Source organism: Nocardia sp. NRRL WC-3656 (assembly GCF_000720265.1).
Lineage (GTDB): Bacteria > Actinomycetota > Actinomycetes > Mycobacteriales > Mycobacteriaceae > Nocardia > Nocardia nova.
Window position 1 is genome coordinate 1 of the sequence record NZ_JOJF01000010.1, and the last position, 15306, is coordinate 15306.

At 69.1% G+C, this 15306-nt stretch carries 11 protein-coding genes; 8 read left to right on the forward strand and 3 right to left on the reverse strand.

The genetic code is table 11. The features are described from left to right. A partial coding sequence (locus tag IG65_RS34735) for an NAD-glutamate dehydrogenase domain-containing protein (protein ID WP_036524607.1) occupies window positions 1-1799 on the forward strand: 1799 nt, incomplete at its 5' end. Window positions 1800-2074: 275 nt separating this feature from the next. On the opposite strand, the gene IG65_RS0114515 is transcribed toward IG65_RS34735, so the two are convergent. Further along, entirely contained in the window at window positions 2075-3331 is a 1257-nt protein-coding gene (locus tag IG65_RS0114515) for an SPFH domain-containing protein (protein ID WP_030515441.1), read from the reverse strand. A gap of 184 nt (window positions 3332-3515) precedes the next feature. On the opposite strand from IG65_RS0114515, the gene IG65_RS0114520 reads away from it, so the two are divergent. Both IG65_RS0114520 and IG65_RS0114525 read left to right on the forward strand, forming a co-directional pair. Next, window positions 3516-5066 (forward strand): amino acid permease, encoded by a 1551-nt coding sequence (locus IG65_RS0114520; RefSeq protein ID WP_051756016.1) that lies wholly within the window; start codon window positions 3516-3518, stop codon window positions 5064-5066. A gap of 127 nt (window positions 5067-5193) precedes the next feature. Continuing rightward, window positions 5194-7623, forward strand: coding sequence for a serine/threonine-protein kinase (locus IG65_RS0114525; RefSeq protein ID WP_030515443.1), 2430 nt, complete (start codon window positions 5194-5196; stop codon window positions 7621-7623). A gap of 6 nt (window positions 7624-7629) precedes the next feature. On the opposite strand, the gene IG65_RS0114530 is transcribed toward IG65_RS0114525, so the two are convergent. Continuing rightward, the gene (locus tag IG65_RS0114530; RefSeq protein ID WP_036524529.1) at window positions 7630-7995 is read right to left on the reverse strand and encodes a DUF1707 domain-containing protein; all 366 of its coding nucleotides are present in this window, start codon (window positions 7993-7995) and stop codon (window positions 7630-7632) included. 117 nt (window positions 7996-8112) lie between these two features. On the opposite strand from IG65_RS0114530, the gene IG65_RS0114535 reads away from it, so the two are divergent. From IG65_RS0114535 to IG65_RS0114555, 5 genes are all read left to right on the forward strand, one after another. Then, complete coding sequence (locus tag IG65_RS0114535; protein ID WP_030515445.1) at window positions 8113-8847, forward strand: MerR family transcriptional regulator; 735 nt, start codon at window positions 8113-8115, stop codon at window positions 8845-8847. 142 nt (window positions 8848-8989) lie between these two features. After that, the gene (locus tag IG65_RS0114540; RefSeq protein ID WP_030515446.1) at window positions 8990-9499 is read left to right on the forward strand and encodes a hypothetical protein; all 510 of its coding nucleotides are present in this window, start codon (window positions 8990-8992) and stop codon (window positions 9497-9499) included. Between the two features lie 123 nt (window positions 9500-9622). Further along, window positions 9623-10207 (forward strand): dihydrofolate reductase family protein, encoded by a 585-nt coding sequence (locus IG65_RS0114545; RefSeq protein WP_030515447.1) that lies wholly within the window; start codon window positions 9623-9625, stop codon window positions 10205-10207. A 64-nt stretch (window positions 10208-10271) separates the two neighbouring features. Beyond that, a complete protein-coding gene (locus tag IG65_RS0114550) occupies window positions 10272-11651 on the forward strand; it encodes an AAA family ATPase (protein ID WP_030515448.1) in 1380 nt (459 codons plus the stop codon). Further along, window positions 11648-14143: an AAA family ATPase gene (locus tag IG65_RS0114555; RefSeq protein WP_030515449.1), complete on the forward strand. Its 2496-nt coding sequence runs from the start codon at window positions 11648-11650 to the stop codon at window positions 14141-14143. Before IG65_RS0114550 ends, IG65_RS0114555 begins: the two co-directional genes overlap by 4 nt. On the opposite strand, the gene IG65_RS0114560 is transcribed toward IG65_RS0114555, so the two are convergent. Then, entirely contained in the window at window positions 14137-15228 is a 1092-nt protein-coding gene (locus tag IG65_RS0114560; protein ID WP_036524532.1) for an aminotransferase class V-fold PLP-dependent enzyme, read from the reverse strand. The genes IG65_RS0114555 and IG65_RS0114560 overlap by 7 nt on opposite strands. Window positions 15229-15306: the final 78 nt, after the last annotated feature.

Below are 15306 nucleotides of genomic sequence, written 5' to 3' on the forward strand. Positions count from 1 at the left end.
CGGGGGTGTCGTTCGCGGAGCGGAAGCGGTTGTTCGGGTTGGCGCGGTCGTCGTGGGCGGATTACGACACCTCGCTGATCAGCGAGGGCGGCGGCGTCTTCGATCGCTCCGCCAAGGCCATCGCGATCACGCCGCAGATCCGCGCCGCGCTGGATCTGGATCCGGGTGTGAGCACGCTGTCCCCGCCGGAAATGATCCGGGCGATCCTGCTGGCGCCGGTCGATCTGCTGTGGAACGGCGGTATCGGCACCTACATCAAGGCCAGTACCGAATCGCACGCCGATGTGGGTGACAAATCCAACGACGCCGTGCGGGTCGACGCGGATCTGTTGCGCGTCAAGGTGATCGGCGAGGGCGGCAATCTGGGCGCCACCGCACTCGGCCGGATCGAGTTCTGCAAACTCGGTGGCCGGATGAATACCGACGCGCTCGACAACTCCGCCGGCGTGGATTGCTCCGACCACGAGGTCAACATCAAAGTCCTGCTGGGAGCGGCGATTTCGTCCGGTGAGCTGGCCGCCTCGGACCGCAATGCCCTGCTGGCCGAGATGACCGACGAGGTCTCGGCACTGGTGTTGCGCGACAACATCTCCCAGAACTTCCGGATGGGTCTGTCGCGTTCGAATGCGGCCGCCATGGTGGGGGTGCACCGGCGGTTGATCGCGGAACTGGAGACTCGGCGCGGTGTGGACCGGCAGCTCGAGGCACTGCCCTCGGATGCCGAGCTGGACCGGCGCGCCGCGGCCGGTGCCGGGCTGACCTCACCCGAGCTCGCTAATCTGCTTGCGCACGTGAAGCTTTCGCTGAAGTCGGATCTGCTCGGTGGTGATCTGCTGGACAGCAGTGCGTTCGAAGCGCTGCTGCCGGGGTACTTCCCGACACCGCTGCGGGAGCGCTTCGGCGCCGCGATCGGCCGGCATCCGCTGCGCCGGGAGATCCTGGCCACCATGGTGGTCAACGATATGGTCGACTACGGCGGCATCACCTACGCCTTCCGGCTCGCCGAGGAGGCCGGCGCCACCACCGACGATGCGGTGCGCGCCTTCACAGCGGCCGTGGAGATCTTCGATCTGCGATCGCTGTGGGAGCGCATCCGCACCACGCCGATGCCGGCGGCGGCGCGCAACGAGCTGGAGATGGAGACCAAACGCACCCTGGACCGGGCGGCGCGCTGGCTGCTGACCAATCGGCCACAGCCGATCGCGGTCGGTGCAGGCATCGCGCGCTACCGCGACGGGGTGCGGGCGCTGGCGGCCCGGGTGCCGGCCTGGCGGCCCGGCGCGCTCGCCGACGATCTGATGTCGCGCTCCGGCGGGCCGATCGGTCACGGCGCGCCGCGGGAACTGGCAGAGGAGGTGTTCCTGCTGATCCATCGGTTCCCGCTGCTGGACGTGCTCGACATCGCCGATATCTGTGAACGCGATGCCGACGAGGTGGCCGCGCTCTACTACGCGCTGGACGCCCACTTCGACATCCAGCGCCTGCTGTCCGCGGTGGCCGGACTGGATCGCGGCGATCGGTGGCAGACCTTGGCGCGCTTGGCCGTTCGCGAGGATCTCTACGATTCGCTGCGCTCGCTCACCGCCGACGTGCTGACCACCACGGAACCGGTCGACACCCCCGAGGAGAAGATCGCCTACTGGGAATCGACCAACCGCTCCCGTCTCAGCCGTGCTCGCGCGGCACTCGGGGAGATCTTCACCTCCGACGCCCACGACCTGGCGACCCTGTCGGTAGCCGCACGCCAGGTCCGCAGCATGGTCGGCAGCGCCGAAACGACGGCGACGGTGCCCAGCTGACCTGCCGGTGGGTTCGGGTGCGCCGCCTGGGACCGGCACACCCGAACCCACTCCGGAACCCCGCCGACGCCGCCCACTCGGCTTCACGAGTGGGCGGCGTCGGCGTACGCGAATCCTGCGGAGCGCGAACGGGGCTCGTGCCCAACCGCGAGACTATGGGACGGCGAACTCCGAATGGTGGTGGCCCGCATGCGCGATCGTCGAGCCGTCAGCCGTGTGGCGGTCGGACCGATGGATCGAGCCGCTCCCCGGTCTCAGCGAGCAGCCGCGGTGGCTCACGGACCGGCGGGGGTGCCGCAGGCGCCGCAGAACCGGGCCGCGGGCGGGAGGTCCGCACCGCATTCGGCGCAGTGCCGCGGGGGAGCCGCCAGCCGGGTCCCGCAGTGCATGCAGAATCGCGCGGTGCGAGGATTGTCGGTATCGCAGGATGCGCAGGTCACCTGCTCCGAGGCGGTGGCGTCGTCACTCTCGGGCCGTGACGCCGCGGACGAAGGCGATTCGGCGCTCGAGGCGGCGGCGGGGGAGGCGGTCGTCGCGGAGGCGTCGGCCCCGGGAGTTGTCGGCGGCAGCGAGCCCGAAGTCGTCGACTCCGGAGCGGGTGGCGGTTGCAGCGCCGGTCGGCCCGTGGGCTGACCGAACGGTGGCGGGGGCGGCGGGGATTGCTGCGCGGCCCACGGCACCGTCGGCTGCTGCCCCATGCCGGCAATGGCGTTGAGACCCAGTGCGGCACCGAGGAATCCACCTTCACCGCCGCCGTGTCCGTGCGCCATTCCCTGTCCCGCGCCCAGGGCCATTTCCCCGGCGGCGTAACGCTGGAAGTCGCCGGCGAGCCGGATATAGGTGACATCCTTGGCGAGTCGTTTGAGCCGCTCGGCGTCCTCGGGTGCCAGGGTGATGTCGAAATTACCCATGCGCGAGATCCGCATTCCGTACTCGTACAGCGTGAGATTGGTCTGGCGCACCACCGCGGACTCGATCGACTGCAGTTGCGCCGAGAGGCCGAGCACCTGCCAGTCGCCCTGCGAGATGCCGTGCGACACGGTCATCTTCATCGACTTGAGCAGCAAATCCGCGCACCAGGCCTGAACTCCGGCAGGATCGGTGAGATCGGTGGTGCCGACGAGGGAGGTGATCAGTTGCGCGGGATCGCGGACGGACAGGGCGAATTCGCCGAAGACCCGCAGCGTCACGATCTGCTCGCTGGCCGGGTCGACGATGTCGTCGAGCCGGCCGCCGAATTTGACGCCCGCGAATTCGCGCGTGGAAACGAAATACAGCTCCGCGCGGTAGAAGTTGTTGCCGGTGACGGTGTCGACCAGCGCGCCCAGCACCGGCAGCTCGTCGGCGTCGACGCGATGGCGCCCCGGCCCCATCGTCGCGACGACCCGGCCGGACTTGACGAACAGTGCGATCTGATCGGCGTTGACGATCGTCCGGCTGTAGCGCCGGATGTTCAGATCGGGCCACTTGTAGACCAGCTGATCCTTGCGACCGTCCGGGACGGCGATGAATTCCCGTTCGAACCAGGCCATATCCTCGCCCTTCCTCGGCCGTTGTCGTTATCCAGCGTACCGATACCTATCGGTATGATCTACCGCCAACCTCGGCGGATGGCATTTCCGTTGTGTTACAACCCATCCCACGTATTGAACGTGCCGTTGAATGACGGTACATTGCCCATAGATATGATCGCCGTCACGTGAAAGGTCCTCCCCCATGACAACTGTTCGACCTCCCTCGGAGGCGACGGCGCCCGCGGACGCGCTGCATGCCGAGGATGCGGGCTATCACAAATCGCTGCGCCCCCGGCAGCTGCAGATGATCGCCATCGGCGGTGCCATCGGCACCGGCCTGTTCCTCGGCGCCGCCGGCCGCCTGCACGACGCGGGCCCGGGCCTGTTCCTCGTCTACGCCGTCTGTGGAATCTTCGTATTCTTCATCCTGCGAGCGCTCGGCGAGCTGGTGCTGCATCGCCCCTCCTCGGGATCGTTCGTCTCCTACGCTCGCGAGTTCTACGGGGAGAAGCTGGCTTTCGGCGTCGGCTGGATGTACTTCTTCCACTGGTGTATGACCGGGATCGTAGACATCACCGCGATCGCGACCTATGTCCACTATTGGGGAGGGACCCGCAGCATTCCGCAGTGGCTCATCGCGCTGATCGCACTGGCGATCGTGGTGAGCATCAACCTGATCTCGGTGCGCTGGTTCGGCGAGCTCGAGTTCTGGGCGGCGCTGATCAAGGTGGTCGCGCTGGTCGCCTTCCTGATCGTGGGTGTGGTCATCCTCGGCGGCCGCTTCGAACTGGACGGCCAGACCACCGGCCCGAGCCTGCTCTCCGCGCACGGCGGTCTGTTCCCGACCGGATTCCTGCCGCTGATCACCGTCACCACCGGTGTCGTCTTCGCCTATGCGGCAGTCGAGCTGATCGGCACCGCCGCGGGTGAGGCCGAGAATCCGGAGAAGATCATGCCGCGCGCGATCAATTCGGTGATCGCACGGATCGCGCTGTTCTACGTCGGTTCGCTGGTCCTGCTCGGACTGCTGTTGCCCTACAGCGACTTCCACGCCGGCGAGAGCCCGTTCGTCACCTTCTTCTCCAAACTCGGGGTGAACGGCGCCGGATCGATCATGAATCTCGTCGTGCTGACCGCCGCGTTCTCCAGCCTGAACGCCGGGCTCTACTCCACGGGCCGGATCCTGCGCTCGATGGCGATGAACGGCAGCGCGCCCAAGGTGGCCTCGCGCATGTCGAGTTCCGGTGTGCCCTACGTCGGCATCCTCGCTACCGGCTGCATCGCTCTGATCGGTGTCGGACTCAACGCGATGGTGCCGGACAAGGCGTTCGAGATCGTGCTGAACATGTCTGCGCTGGGCACGATCTTCGCGTGGACGGCGATCATCCTGTGCCAGTTGCAGCTGTGGCGCTGGTCGCGCATCGGCAAGCTCGAGCGGCCGTCGTTCCGGCTGATCGGCGCTCCGTACACCAGCATCGCGACCCTGGTGTTCCTGGCGGCCGTGGTGGTCCTGATGGCCGCCAGCGACGACGACGTGCAGCGCTTCGCCGTGCTGGCCATGGTGTGCGTCATGCTGCCCGCGCTGGTCGCGGGCTGGTTCCTGGCCCGCCGCAAGGTCCTGGCCATGGCCACCGAGCGTCTCGGCTACACCGGTCAGTTCCCGGTGCTGGCGGAGCGTCCGCTGCAGAACGAGGCGGCCGAGTCGGCAGCCGAATCCGGGGAGCCGGGATCAGCGCCCGACGCCCAGAAGTAGTCGCTCCCTCCGCCCCGGTACCACCGGGGCGGAGTTGTTCCCGGCCTTGGGAAGCTCGCGAGCGCGGGACCGCGAACGGGGAACGAGAATGAGGCCCCGGTTCATCAGCGGCCTCGGGAGGTTTCTCATGCCGGAGCGACCCGATACGCCACTTCCGCATCCGTGGGCGAATCGCCGCATCCGCCGCAGTGAGGTGCGCGGACCCGATGCGCATCCGTGGGCGACGCGACGCAACGGTGGGACAGAACTCTCGCAGCGACTGCGCGTCGCGGTGGACTCTCCGGATGAACCGTCCGTGCGGCAGGCCGGCGGGATCGCTGTCGAGAAAGACGGTGCCGCAACGAGTTTCGTGTCGGACCCGTTCTCCGGGCCGGTGACCGCGGATGTCGAGGTCGACACGCTCGGCACCGACACCGGCTCCGGTCGCAGCGCGCGCTCGCGGCCGAGTCCGCGCCGGCTGGGCGCCGGCCTGGTGGAGATGCCGCGGGTGGTCTCGGTGGATCCGCGGGCCGCGGTGCTGGACGACCCGGAAGTGCCCGAGGAGAAGCGGTTCTGCTGGAAATGCAACTCCCCGGTCGGGCGCGCGGGCGACGCGGGCCCCGGACAGGTCGCGGGGGACTGCGGAAAATGCGGTTCCCCGTTCAACTTCCGGCCGATTCTGCAACCGGGTGAGGTCGTCGCCGGACAGTACGAGGTGCAGGGCTGCCTGGCGCACGGCGGTCTGGGCTGGATCTACCTGGCCGTGGACCGCAATGTCAGCGATCGCTGGGTGGTGCTGAAGGGTCTGCAGAATCCGCAGGATTTCGAGGCGCACGTGGTCGCGCTCGCGGAGCGGCAGTTCCTGTCGGAGGTCGCCTATCCCGGCATCGTGAAGATCTACAACTTCGTCAAGCACCGCGGCCCGGGCCGCGATGTCGCCGACGGCTACATCGTGATGGAGTACGTCGGCGGGCAATCGCTCAAGCGTGTGCTCGATCAGCGTGCGCCGCAGCGTATTCCGGTTGCGGAGGCCATCGCGTACGTGATGGAGGTCCTGCCGGCGCTGGACTACCTGCATTCGTTCGGGTTGTCCTACAACGACCTCAAACCCGACAACATCATGGTGAGCGAGGACGAGGTCAAACTCATCGACCTCGGCGCGGTGGCGGCCATGGAGTCGTTCGGAAGTATCTACGGCACACCGGGTTTCCAGGCGCCCGAGATCACCGAGACCGGGCCCACCGTCGCCTCCGACATCTACACCGTGGGCCGCACCCTGGCGGCACTGGTGATGCAGTTGCCGCGCGACGAGCGCGGCCATCAGCTCCCGGAAATGCCGGAGCCGCAGGCACATCCGCTGCTGGTCCGCTATCCGTCGCTGTATCGGCTGCTGTGCCGGGCCACCGATCCCGAACCGGCCCGCCGATTCCCCTCCACATATTCGATGTATTGCCAGCTCACCGGCGTGCTCCGGATGGTGCTGGCCACCGACACCGACCGGGAACATCCGCAGGCTTCGGTCGAATTCGGTTCCATGCGTGGTGATTTCGGCATCGAGACGCTGATCGGCCAGACCGACGGTATCGTCGACGGCCGTCACCGGATGCCGACCCTCGACGCGCGCGCGGTGGTGGCCGCCCTGCCGGTTCCGCTGATGGACAGCACCGATCCCAGTGCCGAGCTGATGTCCACGCTGTTGCACGGGGATCCGCGCCACGCGCTGGATACGTTGCGGCGCATACGCGATCGAATCGCCTCCGGGGTGCTGGCCGACACCGGTTCCTTCGAACTCGAGGGCGCTCTCACCGCGGTGCGCGCCCATCTCGATCTGGGCGAAGTGGAACCGGCGCGGGCCCTGTTGCGGGAACTGATGCTCGACTACGACACCGACTGGCGGCTGACCTGGTACCGCGGCATCGCCGATCTGCTCGACGGCGCCTTCGAGCACGCCTACACGCAGTTCGACACCGTGCACGCCATGCTGCCCGGGGAGATCGCCCCCGCGCTCGCGCTGGCGGCCACCGCCGAACTGGTCCTGCAACATCTCGACCTGCCGGCCGATCCGGATCGCTGGCACCGGGCCGCGGTCGACTTCTATCGGGCCGTCTGGCGCACCAACCATGGGGTGGTCAGCGCGGCGTTCGGACTGGCGCGGCGACTGGCCGCGGACGGCGAACTGCTCGACGCCGTCGCGGTACTCGACCGGGTGCCGATGTCCTCGCGGCACTACGCGCTGGCCCACATGACCGGCGGACTGCTGCTGGTGTCGCGACCGGTGGCAGAGGTGACCGAGGAGGACCTCGCCGCGGCCGCGCAGCGCCTGGAAGCGCTGCCGGAGGAACCGCGGGCCCTGCAGTTGCAGGTCGTCGTGGTGGGCGCGGCGCTGGAATGGGTGCGTGCGGGCGGGCAGCCGCGCCGGCCCGAGGCGGCCCTGCTGGGCTTCGCGCTCACCGAATCCGGTCTGCAGCTGGGGCTCGAGACCTCGCTGCGCGCCCTCGCCCGCACGGCACCGGGCCGGTTGCATCGCTACCGGCTCGTCGATCTGGCCAATCAGGTACGTCCGCGCACCCGGTGGTGAACCGGCTCAGGCGACTCCGCGCACCCGCCAGAGCACCACAGCCACCGGCGCCGCGGCGATCAGCAACAGCCACAACCAGTTTCCGGCCGCCCATGCCGCCGCCCCCGCGAACACCGTGATGGCACCGGCCAGGACGGCCAGGGAGGGCAGCGGATTGGCCGGTGCGGGCGCGGCCGGAGGATCGGGGGTGACGGCGGGCAGATCGGTGAACAGCGCCGCCAGCTCGACGCGGGTATCGGCCCGGGTGGCCAGCGCGGTGCGCTCGTCGAATTCGGGCAGGGTCAATCTGCCGGCGCCCAGTTGCTGTGACAATTCCTGCAGTGCGCGCTCTCGCTCGGCGGCGCTGGGGCGCGCGTCCGCCATATCGTCCATGCACAGCAGGATAGGTCCGCTACCCCCGCGGATCGCAATCGAACCGCCAAGGATGGGAACCGGCATGCCGCCGCACACTTTCGATCCACGTATGTTTCAGTGTGGTTTCCTTGATGTATGACGACCCGGACCGAGTACACCATCGACGAGCTCGCGCGTGAGGCGGGGACCACCGTGCGCAGCCTGCGGGTGTACCACGAGCGCGGTGTGCTGCCGCCGCCGCAGGTCAAGGGTCGCACCGGCTTCTACAGCGCCGCGCACCTCAACCGGGTGCGGACCATCAGCCGATTGCTGGACCGCGGCATCAAACTCAACGGCATCAAGGAACTGCTCAACGCCTGGGATCGCGGTGACGATCTCGGCGACATTCTGGGCGTCGCGGAGCCCGACGCGTCGTCGGGCGCCGAATCGCCGGCCGATGTGACGATCGCCGCGACCGACCTGGCGCAGCGGTTGCGCGAGGTGCCCAACGGACTGGCCCGAGTCGTCGCGCTCGGCCTCTACGAGCCGGTCGACGCCAGCACCTACCGCGCCGCCGATCCGGTGCTGCTGCAGGCCGCCGACCGGCTGGCCGCCGCGGGTGTGCCGGAGCCGGAGATCATCGCCGAATTCGAGCGGCTGGCGACCGATTGCGACCGGATCGCGCGCCGCTTCACGGACCTGTTCCAGCGCACGGTGTGGACCGGCTTCCAGGATTCGGCGGGCACGCCGGCCGATGTGGCCGGGCTGGCCGCGGGCTCCGAGGCGATCCGGACCGTCCCGGCACAGGCCGGCGCCGAACTGATCGGCCGGTTCGTGGCCCGGTATCTCGATCAGGACAGTGCGCTGAACGAGGCGCTCGCCGACTCCTGAGCGTTCACCGCGAAATTCCTTCACTCCCATCCCTGGGGATATTTCGCGATATAACGTGCCGTTGTCTAACGGTACATTAAAGGTGTGGCCGATACTTCCGTCCATCAGCGTCGGAAGTGCACGATTGAACGGAGACACACCGATGACCGCAGCCACCTTTGCCCGCACCACCCGATCCCTGCTGCTGGCCGCGACCGTCGCGGGTGCCGCGGTCGTGGGCCTGTCCGCCGGTCCGGCCGCGGCACAGGCGCCCGGACCGTACTGTCTGTGGGCCGGCGCCGCCTTCGCCCCGGGGACGCAGGTGCATGCCGGCGGCTGGGCATTCAGTTGCCGCAGTGACCTTTTCGGCGCCGCCCGATGGAATGCGGACGGTCCGTCCCGCCGCGCCGACACCGTGGCCAATCCGGGCGCGCTCGGAAACCCGGCCGGTCGCTTCAGTCCCGGCGCACGCCAGCCGGGCACGTCCTACAACGACTACTGCGTGGGCGATCAGCTGATCGCGGGGACCGAGGATGTGTACGAGGCGGTTCCGGCCTCGGGCGGTCTGTACTGGCGAGCGGCCGGGCCGATCTCCCAGTGGCGTTCCCAGGGCGAGGGCCCGGCGCCGACCTGGCGTTCGTCGAGCCTGTGCCGCGACGGCGAACTGCTCTGATCCGGCACCTATAGGTAACGGGCGCAACCTACTTAAGTAGGTGCGCCCGAACATTACCGATGCGCGCCGCCCCCACCGGGGGGAACAATCACACGTCGGCAAGTTACGGCAGATGGGTGAGCGATGGCAGGCGTGACACTGTGGATGCAGATGTCGCTCGACGGATACGCGGAGGGGCCCGACCAGGAAATTCACTGGCCGGTGGTGGACGAAGAGCTGTGTGAGTCCTTCCTGGACGAACTACGGGCGGCCGAAGTGTTCGTCTACGGCCGCAAGACATTCGAGATCATGGCCGCGTTCTGGCCCTATGCCGATGCCGATCCGGCTATCTCGCCGTTCTACGTCGAATTCGCGCGCTGCTGGAAACGCACACCGAAACTGGTGTTCTCCCATACGCTGCGCGACCCGGGCTGGAACACCCGGGTGATCGGTGCGGATCCGATCGGCGAGATCAGCGCGCTGCGGGCGGCCTCGACCGGACCCGTCGTGGTCTTCGGCGGTGCGCAAACCGCCTCGTACTTTCTCGAACACGATCTCGTCGACGAATACCGGCTGTTCGTGCACCCGCTGCTGCTCGGCGGTGGGGTGCCGCTGTTCCCCAAACCGCTGGATACGGCGGGACTGCAGCTGGTGGACATCATGACCTTCGACAGCGCGGTCGTGCAGATGCACTATCAACAGGCCGCGCCGGTCGCGCGAACGGGGTAGTCGCAGATCGCGGTATCGAATCCGGACACGCGACGGGGGCACGGTGGGCTAACTTGTTCCTACTATGTTCCAGCGATCGCGCATCGGTGTACTGCCCGCCACCAGCAGTGAGTTCGTGGGCAGGCTCGCGCAGCGAGAGCGGATAACCGCGCTGATCGCCCGTGGCGCACGGCTGATCACCCTGACCGGCCCCGGCGGCATCGGCAAGACCAGGCTGGCCATCGAGACGTTGCGCCGCGACGTCGATCTGCCCACGCGCTGGCTGGCGCTGGCGGAACTGGACGCCGAGACCGCGATCGCCGAACTGCGCGATTTCGCGCCCCGGCCCGACGGCGCCCCGCACGTACTGGTGCTGGACAGCTGCGATCGGCTGGTCACCGCCCTCGCGACCGAGCTCGCCGACATGCTCGAAGCCGATCCGGCGCTGACCGTCGTGGCCACCAGTCGCGAGCCGATCGGCTGGATCGACGAACAACTCGTCCCGGTGCCCTCGCTGGATCCCGCACAGGCGTTGCGGCTGCTGCGCATTCGCATGGAGCTCACCGGCCGCACGGCCGGCGCCGGCGACGAGGACGACGATATTCTCCGGCGGATCTGTGCGCATATGAGCCACAATCCGTTCGGCCTGCGGCTGGCCGCGATCAGATTGCGGCACCATCCGCCCGCCATCGTGTTGCACGAGGTGAGCGGCGATGCCTACGACCGTCGCCTGCAGTGGTCCGACAGTGCCCGGGTCGGGGTGGAAGCGCGCCACCGCGATATCGGCGCCAACATCGCGTGGTCCACCAGTCGTTGCACCCCGGCCGAATCCATTCTGCTGCAACGGTTGTCGGTCTTTCCGGGTGGTTCCGCAGGCGGCGGAGCCGATCGGGAGGCGATCGAGGCGATCTGTGCCGACGAGGCGTTGCCCGCGGCGTCGATCGAATCGACACTGGACCGGCTGGTGGAACGGTCACTGGTGATCGTGCGGCTGACCGGGACCTCGGCACGGTGGTATCTCACCGAATGTGTCCGCCTCGTCGCGCGCGCCGAACTGCACCGGCGTGATCCGGTCGAGGCCAATCGGCTCGCGGCTCGGCATCTGCAGCTGCGCCGGCTGGAGGTGCGCCGCGCCGAGGGCTCGGCGCTGCCCCAGCAGCCGTGTGTCGTCACGGCACAACCGCCGGTCGGCGCGGTGGCGGCGGCGCGGCCGGAGCCGGATCGCTGGGAGAGCCTGTCGCGGGCGGAACGTGAGGTGGCGGTGCTGGCGGCCGCGGGCTGGCCCAACAGTGCCATCGCCGTGCGCCGTCGCAGTTCGGTGCGCACGGTCGATGCTCAGGTGGCGATGGTCCGGCAGAAGTTGCAGATCACCTCGCGCGCGGAGATCGCCCGGCATCTGCCCGCCGAGGCCCGGGAGCGGATGCGCAGCGAGGCTTTGGCCCGGCGCGAGACGGCCCGGTCGTGACCACACCGTGGATATCCCAATTCGTCGGCCGGACAGCGGAACTGCGCAGCATCGCCGAACTGCTCGAACCCGGTGGGCCCCGGCTGATCACGCTGCTCGGACCGGGTGGGATCGGTAAGACGACGCTGGCTACCGAGGCGTTGCGCCGATCCCAGCGGCCCGGTCGCGACCACGTGCTGTGGGTGCGGTTGGCGCGGCTGGAGACCGGCGCCGACGCCGAGGCGGTCGCCGAGGAGATCGTGCGCACCGTCGCACCGACCGCGACCACCGGCCGAAGCGCGGAAGACTGCCTGCTCGAGGCCTTCGCCGCGCTCGGCGCCGCTCGCACCATCCTGGTCCTGGACAACTGTGAACACGTGCTGCATCCGGTGGCGCGGCTGATCGTCGAGCTACTGAGCGTGAATCCGGACGTCACCGTCGTGGCCACCAGCCGGGAACCGATCGGCTGGACCGACGAGCGGCTGGTGCCGGTGCCGCCACTCACCAAAAGTCATGCGCTGGAACTGTTCCGGCGGCGTGCCGAACTGACCGGGCGGCCCATCGCCGCGGATCCCGCGACCCTGGAACTGGCCGCCCGGATCTGCCGGCAGGTGGACAACAATCCGCTGTTCATCCGGCTGGCCGCGGCCCGGCTGCGCTACCGGCCCCTCGCCGAGGTGTTGCGCGATCTCACCGGCACCGACTCCGAGGCGTGGATGCACTGGTCGTCGGGTGTGCGGGCCGGCGCCGACGAGCGTCATCGCAACGTCGGTGACGTGATCGCCTGGTCCTACGGGCTGTGCACCGACGCCGAACGCCTGCTGCTGGACCGGATGTCGGTCTTCGCGGCCGGATTCGACCCCGGCGACGAGGAAACCCGCAGCGGCGGTATCGAGTACAGCGCGGTGGCACAGGTCTGCGCCGACGAGGCGTTGCCCGAGCGGGTCATCGCCGCCACGCTGGAGCGACTGGTCGAACGGTCGCTGGTGTCGACCCGTATGACGGCCACCTCGGTGCGCTATTTCCTGCCCGAGAGCGTGCGGGCGTTCGCCCGCCTCCGGCTGCAGGAGCGGCCGGACGGTTCGGCCTCACCGTCCGGCATGCCTGCCCGCCATCGCCGCTACTTCCGTGACAAAGTCGTTGCCGGACAGGCGATGTGGTACGGCCCCGACGAGATGGAGTGGATCGACTGGGTCCGCGGGGCATGGAACGACGTGCTGCTCGCGGTGGAGACCAGCCTCGGCGATCCGGCCGAGGCCGTGATCGGACTCGAGATCGCCACCGTGGTCATGGCATTGCGGGTGCCGTTCCTCACCGGCACCAACCGCGCGGTCGCCGGGCTCACCGAACGCGCCCTCGCGGTGGTCGGCGACGATCCCGCGTTGTCGTCGCTGCGGATCACCGCCAAGGCCCTGATCGGCTGGATCGCGGTGTGGCAGGGCCGATTCGACTACACCTCCCGCCTCCTCGGCGAATGTGCCGCCGAATGTCTCACCGATCCGGTGCTGCGCCGGGAGTGGCGGGAGCACACCGCCGACGACATCGGCCTGCCGGCCCAGGTCGAATTCACCTGGGGACTGGAACTGTTCCTGATTCGCCTGGACCTGCGCTCGATCGAGGTGTTGTCGCGCGCCCGCCGGAAGTTCGCGGCCGTCGGCGATCGCGGCGGCACCCAGCGCAGTGATCTGTTCACCGTGCTCGCGGCCGCCAGCCTGGCGACCCCGGAGGTCGCCGGGCGGGTGGTGCGCCGCCATCTGCACGACGCGGCGAAAACGGATGCGCCGTGGGCGGTTTCATGGGCCGAGTTCGCGGAGCTGGTCGCCACCATCCGCCACGGCGACCCCGCGGACGCCGTGCGCCGGGGCCGGGCGGCGGTGGCCGCGCATCTCGATCGCGGAGATACCTGGACCGCGGGCTGGATCATCCATTTCTGTACCGTCGCGCTGGCCGCGATCCTGTCGCGGCGTATCGAATCCGGCGCGCGCCCGGACGAGCTCGCGGCGGCCGCGCGGGAGATCGCCTACCTGCAGGGCGGCACGGCCGCGCTGCATCGCTCGATGGGGATCGCCTCGGACCGGGTTCCGCTGGTGGTGGAGGGATCCTCGGCGGCGTGCGCGGCCGCGACCACGGTGCTCGGGGCCGAGCGTTACGCCGCCGCGGTGCGTCGCGGTGGGCGGATGCGGCCGCAGGACAACGAGTTGCAGCGGTATTTCCTCGGGCGGCTGGAGATCGTCGAGGACGCCGACGCCGGCCCGGACGACGCACGGTGGCAGGAACTCTCACCCGCCGAACGCGATATCGCGATTCTGGTGGCCGCCGGTTGGACCAACAGTGCGGTCGCGGTGCGCCGCGGAACGTCGGTCCGCACGGTCGACGCCCAGGTGGCGACCATTCGCCGCAAACTCGCGGCCGCGGACCGCTCGGCGATCATCCACCGCATTCCCGGCGAACTGCGCGATCGCGTGCGTGCCGAATCGCGACAGCCACCGGGACGTCCGCGCCGCACCTACTGACCCGACGTCGTTCGACTCCGGCTGTCGCTCAAGGCTTTCAAGGCACGGTCGACATCGTCGGAATCGTTGTGGACGTGGAACGACACCCGCAGCGCACCCGCTCGGCCCGTGGTCACCACCGCGGCCTCGGCCAAGGCGTCGGCGGCCGCTGCGGCGCCCGGAATCGACACGATCGGCGCTCGTCCGGGCACGGGCGTGAAGCCCAGGTCGTCCAGTCCGGCGCGAAAGCGGTCGGCCAGCGCCAGATCGTGGGCCTGAATCGCCGGAATCGTCAACTCCTCCAGCAGTTCCGCTCCGGCCAGCGCGCCTACCACACCCAGCCAATCGGGCGTGGCGTCGAAGCGCCGCGTGGTATCGGCAAGTCGTTGCGGCGCATACATTTCCGCCCAGCGGTCGGCGGCCGCGTACCAGCCCGGCGCATGCGGGCGCACCCGGTCGGCGATCTCCGGCCGGATCGCCAGCAGCCCGACACTGCGAGCGCCGAGCAGCCATTTGAAGCTCGCGCACACCCAGATGTCGGCATCGGCGAATCGCAGCGGCAACCAGCCCGCCGCCTGCGAGACGTCGAACAGCAGCAGCGCGTCGTGCGCCGTGGTGGCCTCGCGCAATCGCGCCGGATCGACCGTCCGGCCGTCGGCGGACTGGACGAGACTGCAGGCCACCAGCGCGGTATCCGGTCGAATCTCCTCGGCCAGTCGCTCCAGTTCCACCGTGCGTACCCGCAGATCGCCGCGGTAGCGGAACGGATTGGGTACGGAGGCGAAATCGCCTGCGGCGACCAGCACTTCGGAGCCGGGGGCGAGGGCGGCCGCGGCCGGGCCGATGAGCGCGGCGGCCGAATTGCCGATCGCCACATCGGCTGCCGTCGCGCCGTCGAGGATGCGGGCATAGGCCGCGCGCAGCCGATCCACCCGATCGTCGTACCGCGAGGGTGCGCGATGCCCGCTCGCCCACCCGTCGAGAACCTCACGCACCGCGGTGAACGCGCGGGCCGGTGGAATGCCGTACGAGGCGGTGTCGAGGTAGGTGGTGCCGACCGCGAATTCGTGGCCGGCCAGAGCGGGAACATACGCCGAGGAGGTCATGAGGCCATGGTCGCGAGCGAGTGGCCCGCCGGTCCATAGCCACCCGAGGCTCGCTGGACCGGTCGAAGGTGCCGAGCC

Excerpts from the sequence above, each read along its gene's own strand:
- IG65_RS0114530 (WP_036524529.1), bottom strand. The coding sequence starts at position 7,995 with ATGGACGATATGGCGGACGCGCGCCCCAGCGCCGCCGAGCGAGAGCGC.
- IG65_RS0114520 (WP_051756016.1), top strand. The coding sequence starts at position 3,516 with ATGACAACTGTTCGACCTCCCTCGGAGGCGACGGCGCCCGCGGACGCG.
- IG65_RS0114550 (WP_030515448.1), top strand. The coding sequence starts at position 10,272 with ATGTTCCAGCGATCGCGCATCGGTGTACTGCCCGCCACCAGCAGTGAG.
- IG65_RS0114525 (WP_030515443.1), top strand. The coding sequence starts at position 5,194 with ATGCCGGAGCGACCCGATACGCCACTTCCGCATCCGTGGGCGAATCGC.
- IG65_RS0114545 (WP_030515447.1), top strand. The coding sequence starts at position 9,623 with ATGGCAGGCGTGACACTGTGGATGCAGATGTCGCTCGACGGATACGCG.
- IG65_RS0114560 (WP_036524532.1), bottom strand. The coding sequence starts at position 15,228 with ATGACCTCCTCGGCGTATGTTCCCGCTCTGGCCGGCCACGAATTCGCG.
- IG65_RS0114515 (WP_030515441.1), bottom strand. The coding sequence starts at position 3,331 with ATGGCCTGGTTCGAACGGGAATTCATCGCCGTCCCGGACGGTCGCAAG.
- IG65_RS0114540 (WP_030515446.1), top strand. The coding sequence starts at position 8,990 with ATGACCGCAGCCACCTTTGCCCGCACCACCCGATCCCTGCTGCTGGCC.
- IG65_RS0114535 (WP_030515445.1), top strand. The coding sequence starts at position 8,113 with ATGACGACCCGGACCGAGTACACCATCGACGAGCTCGCGCGTGAGGCG.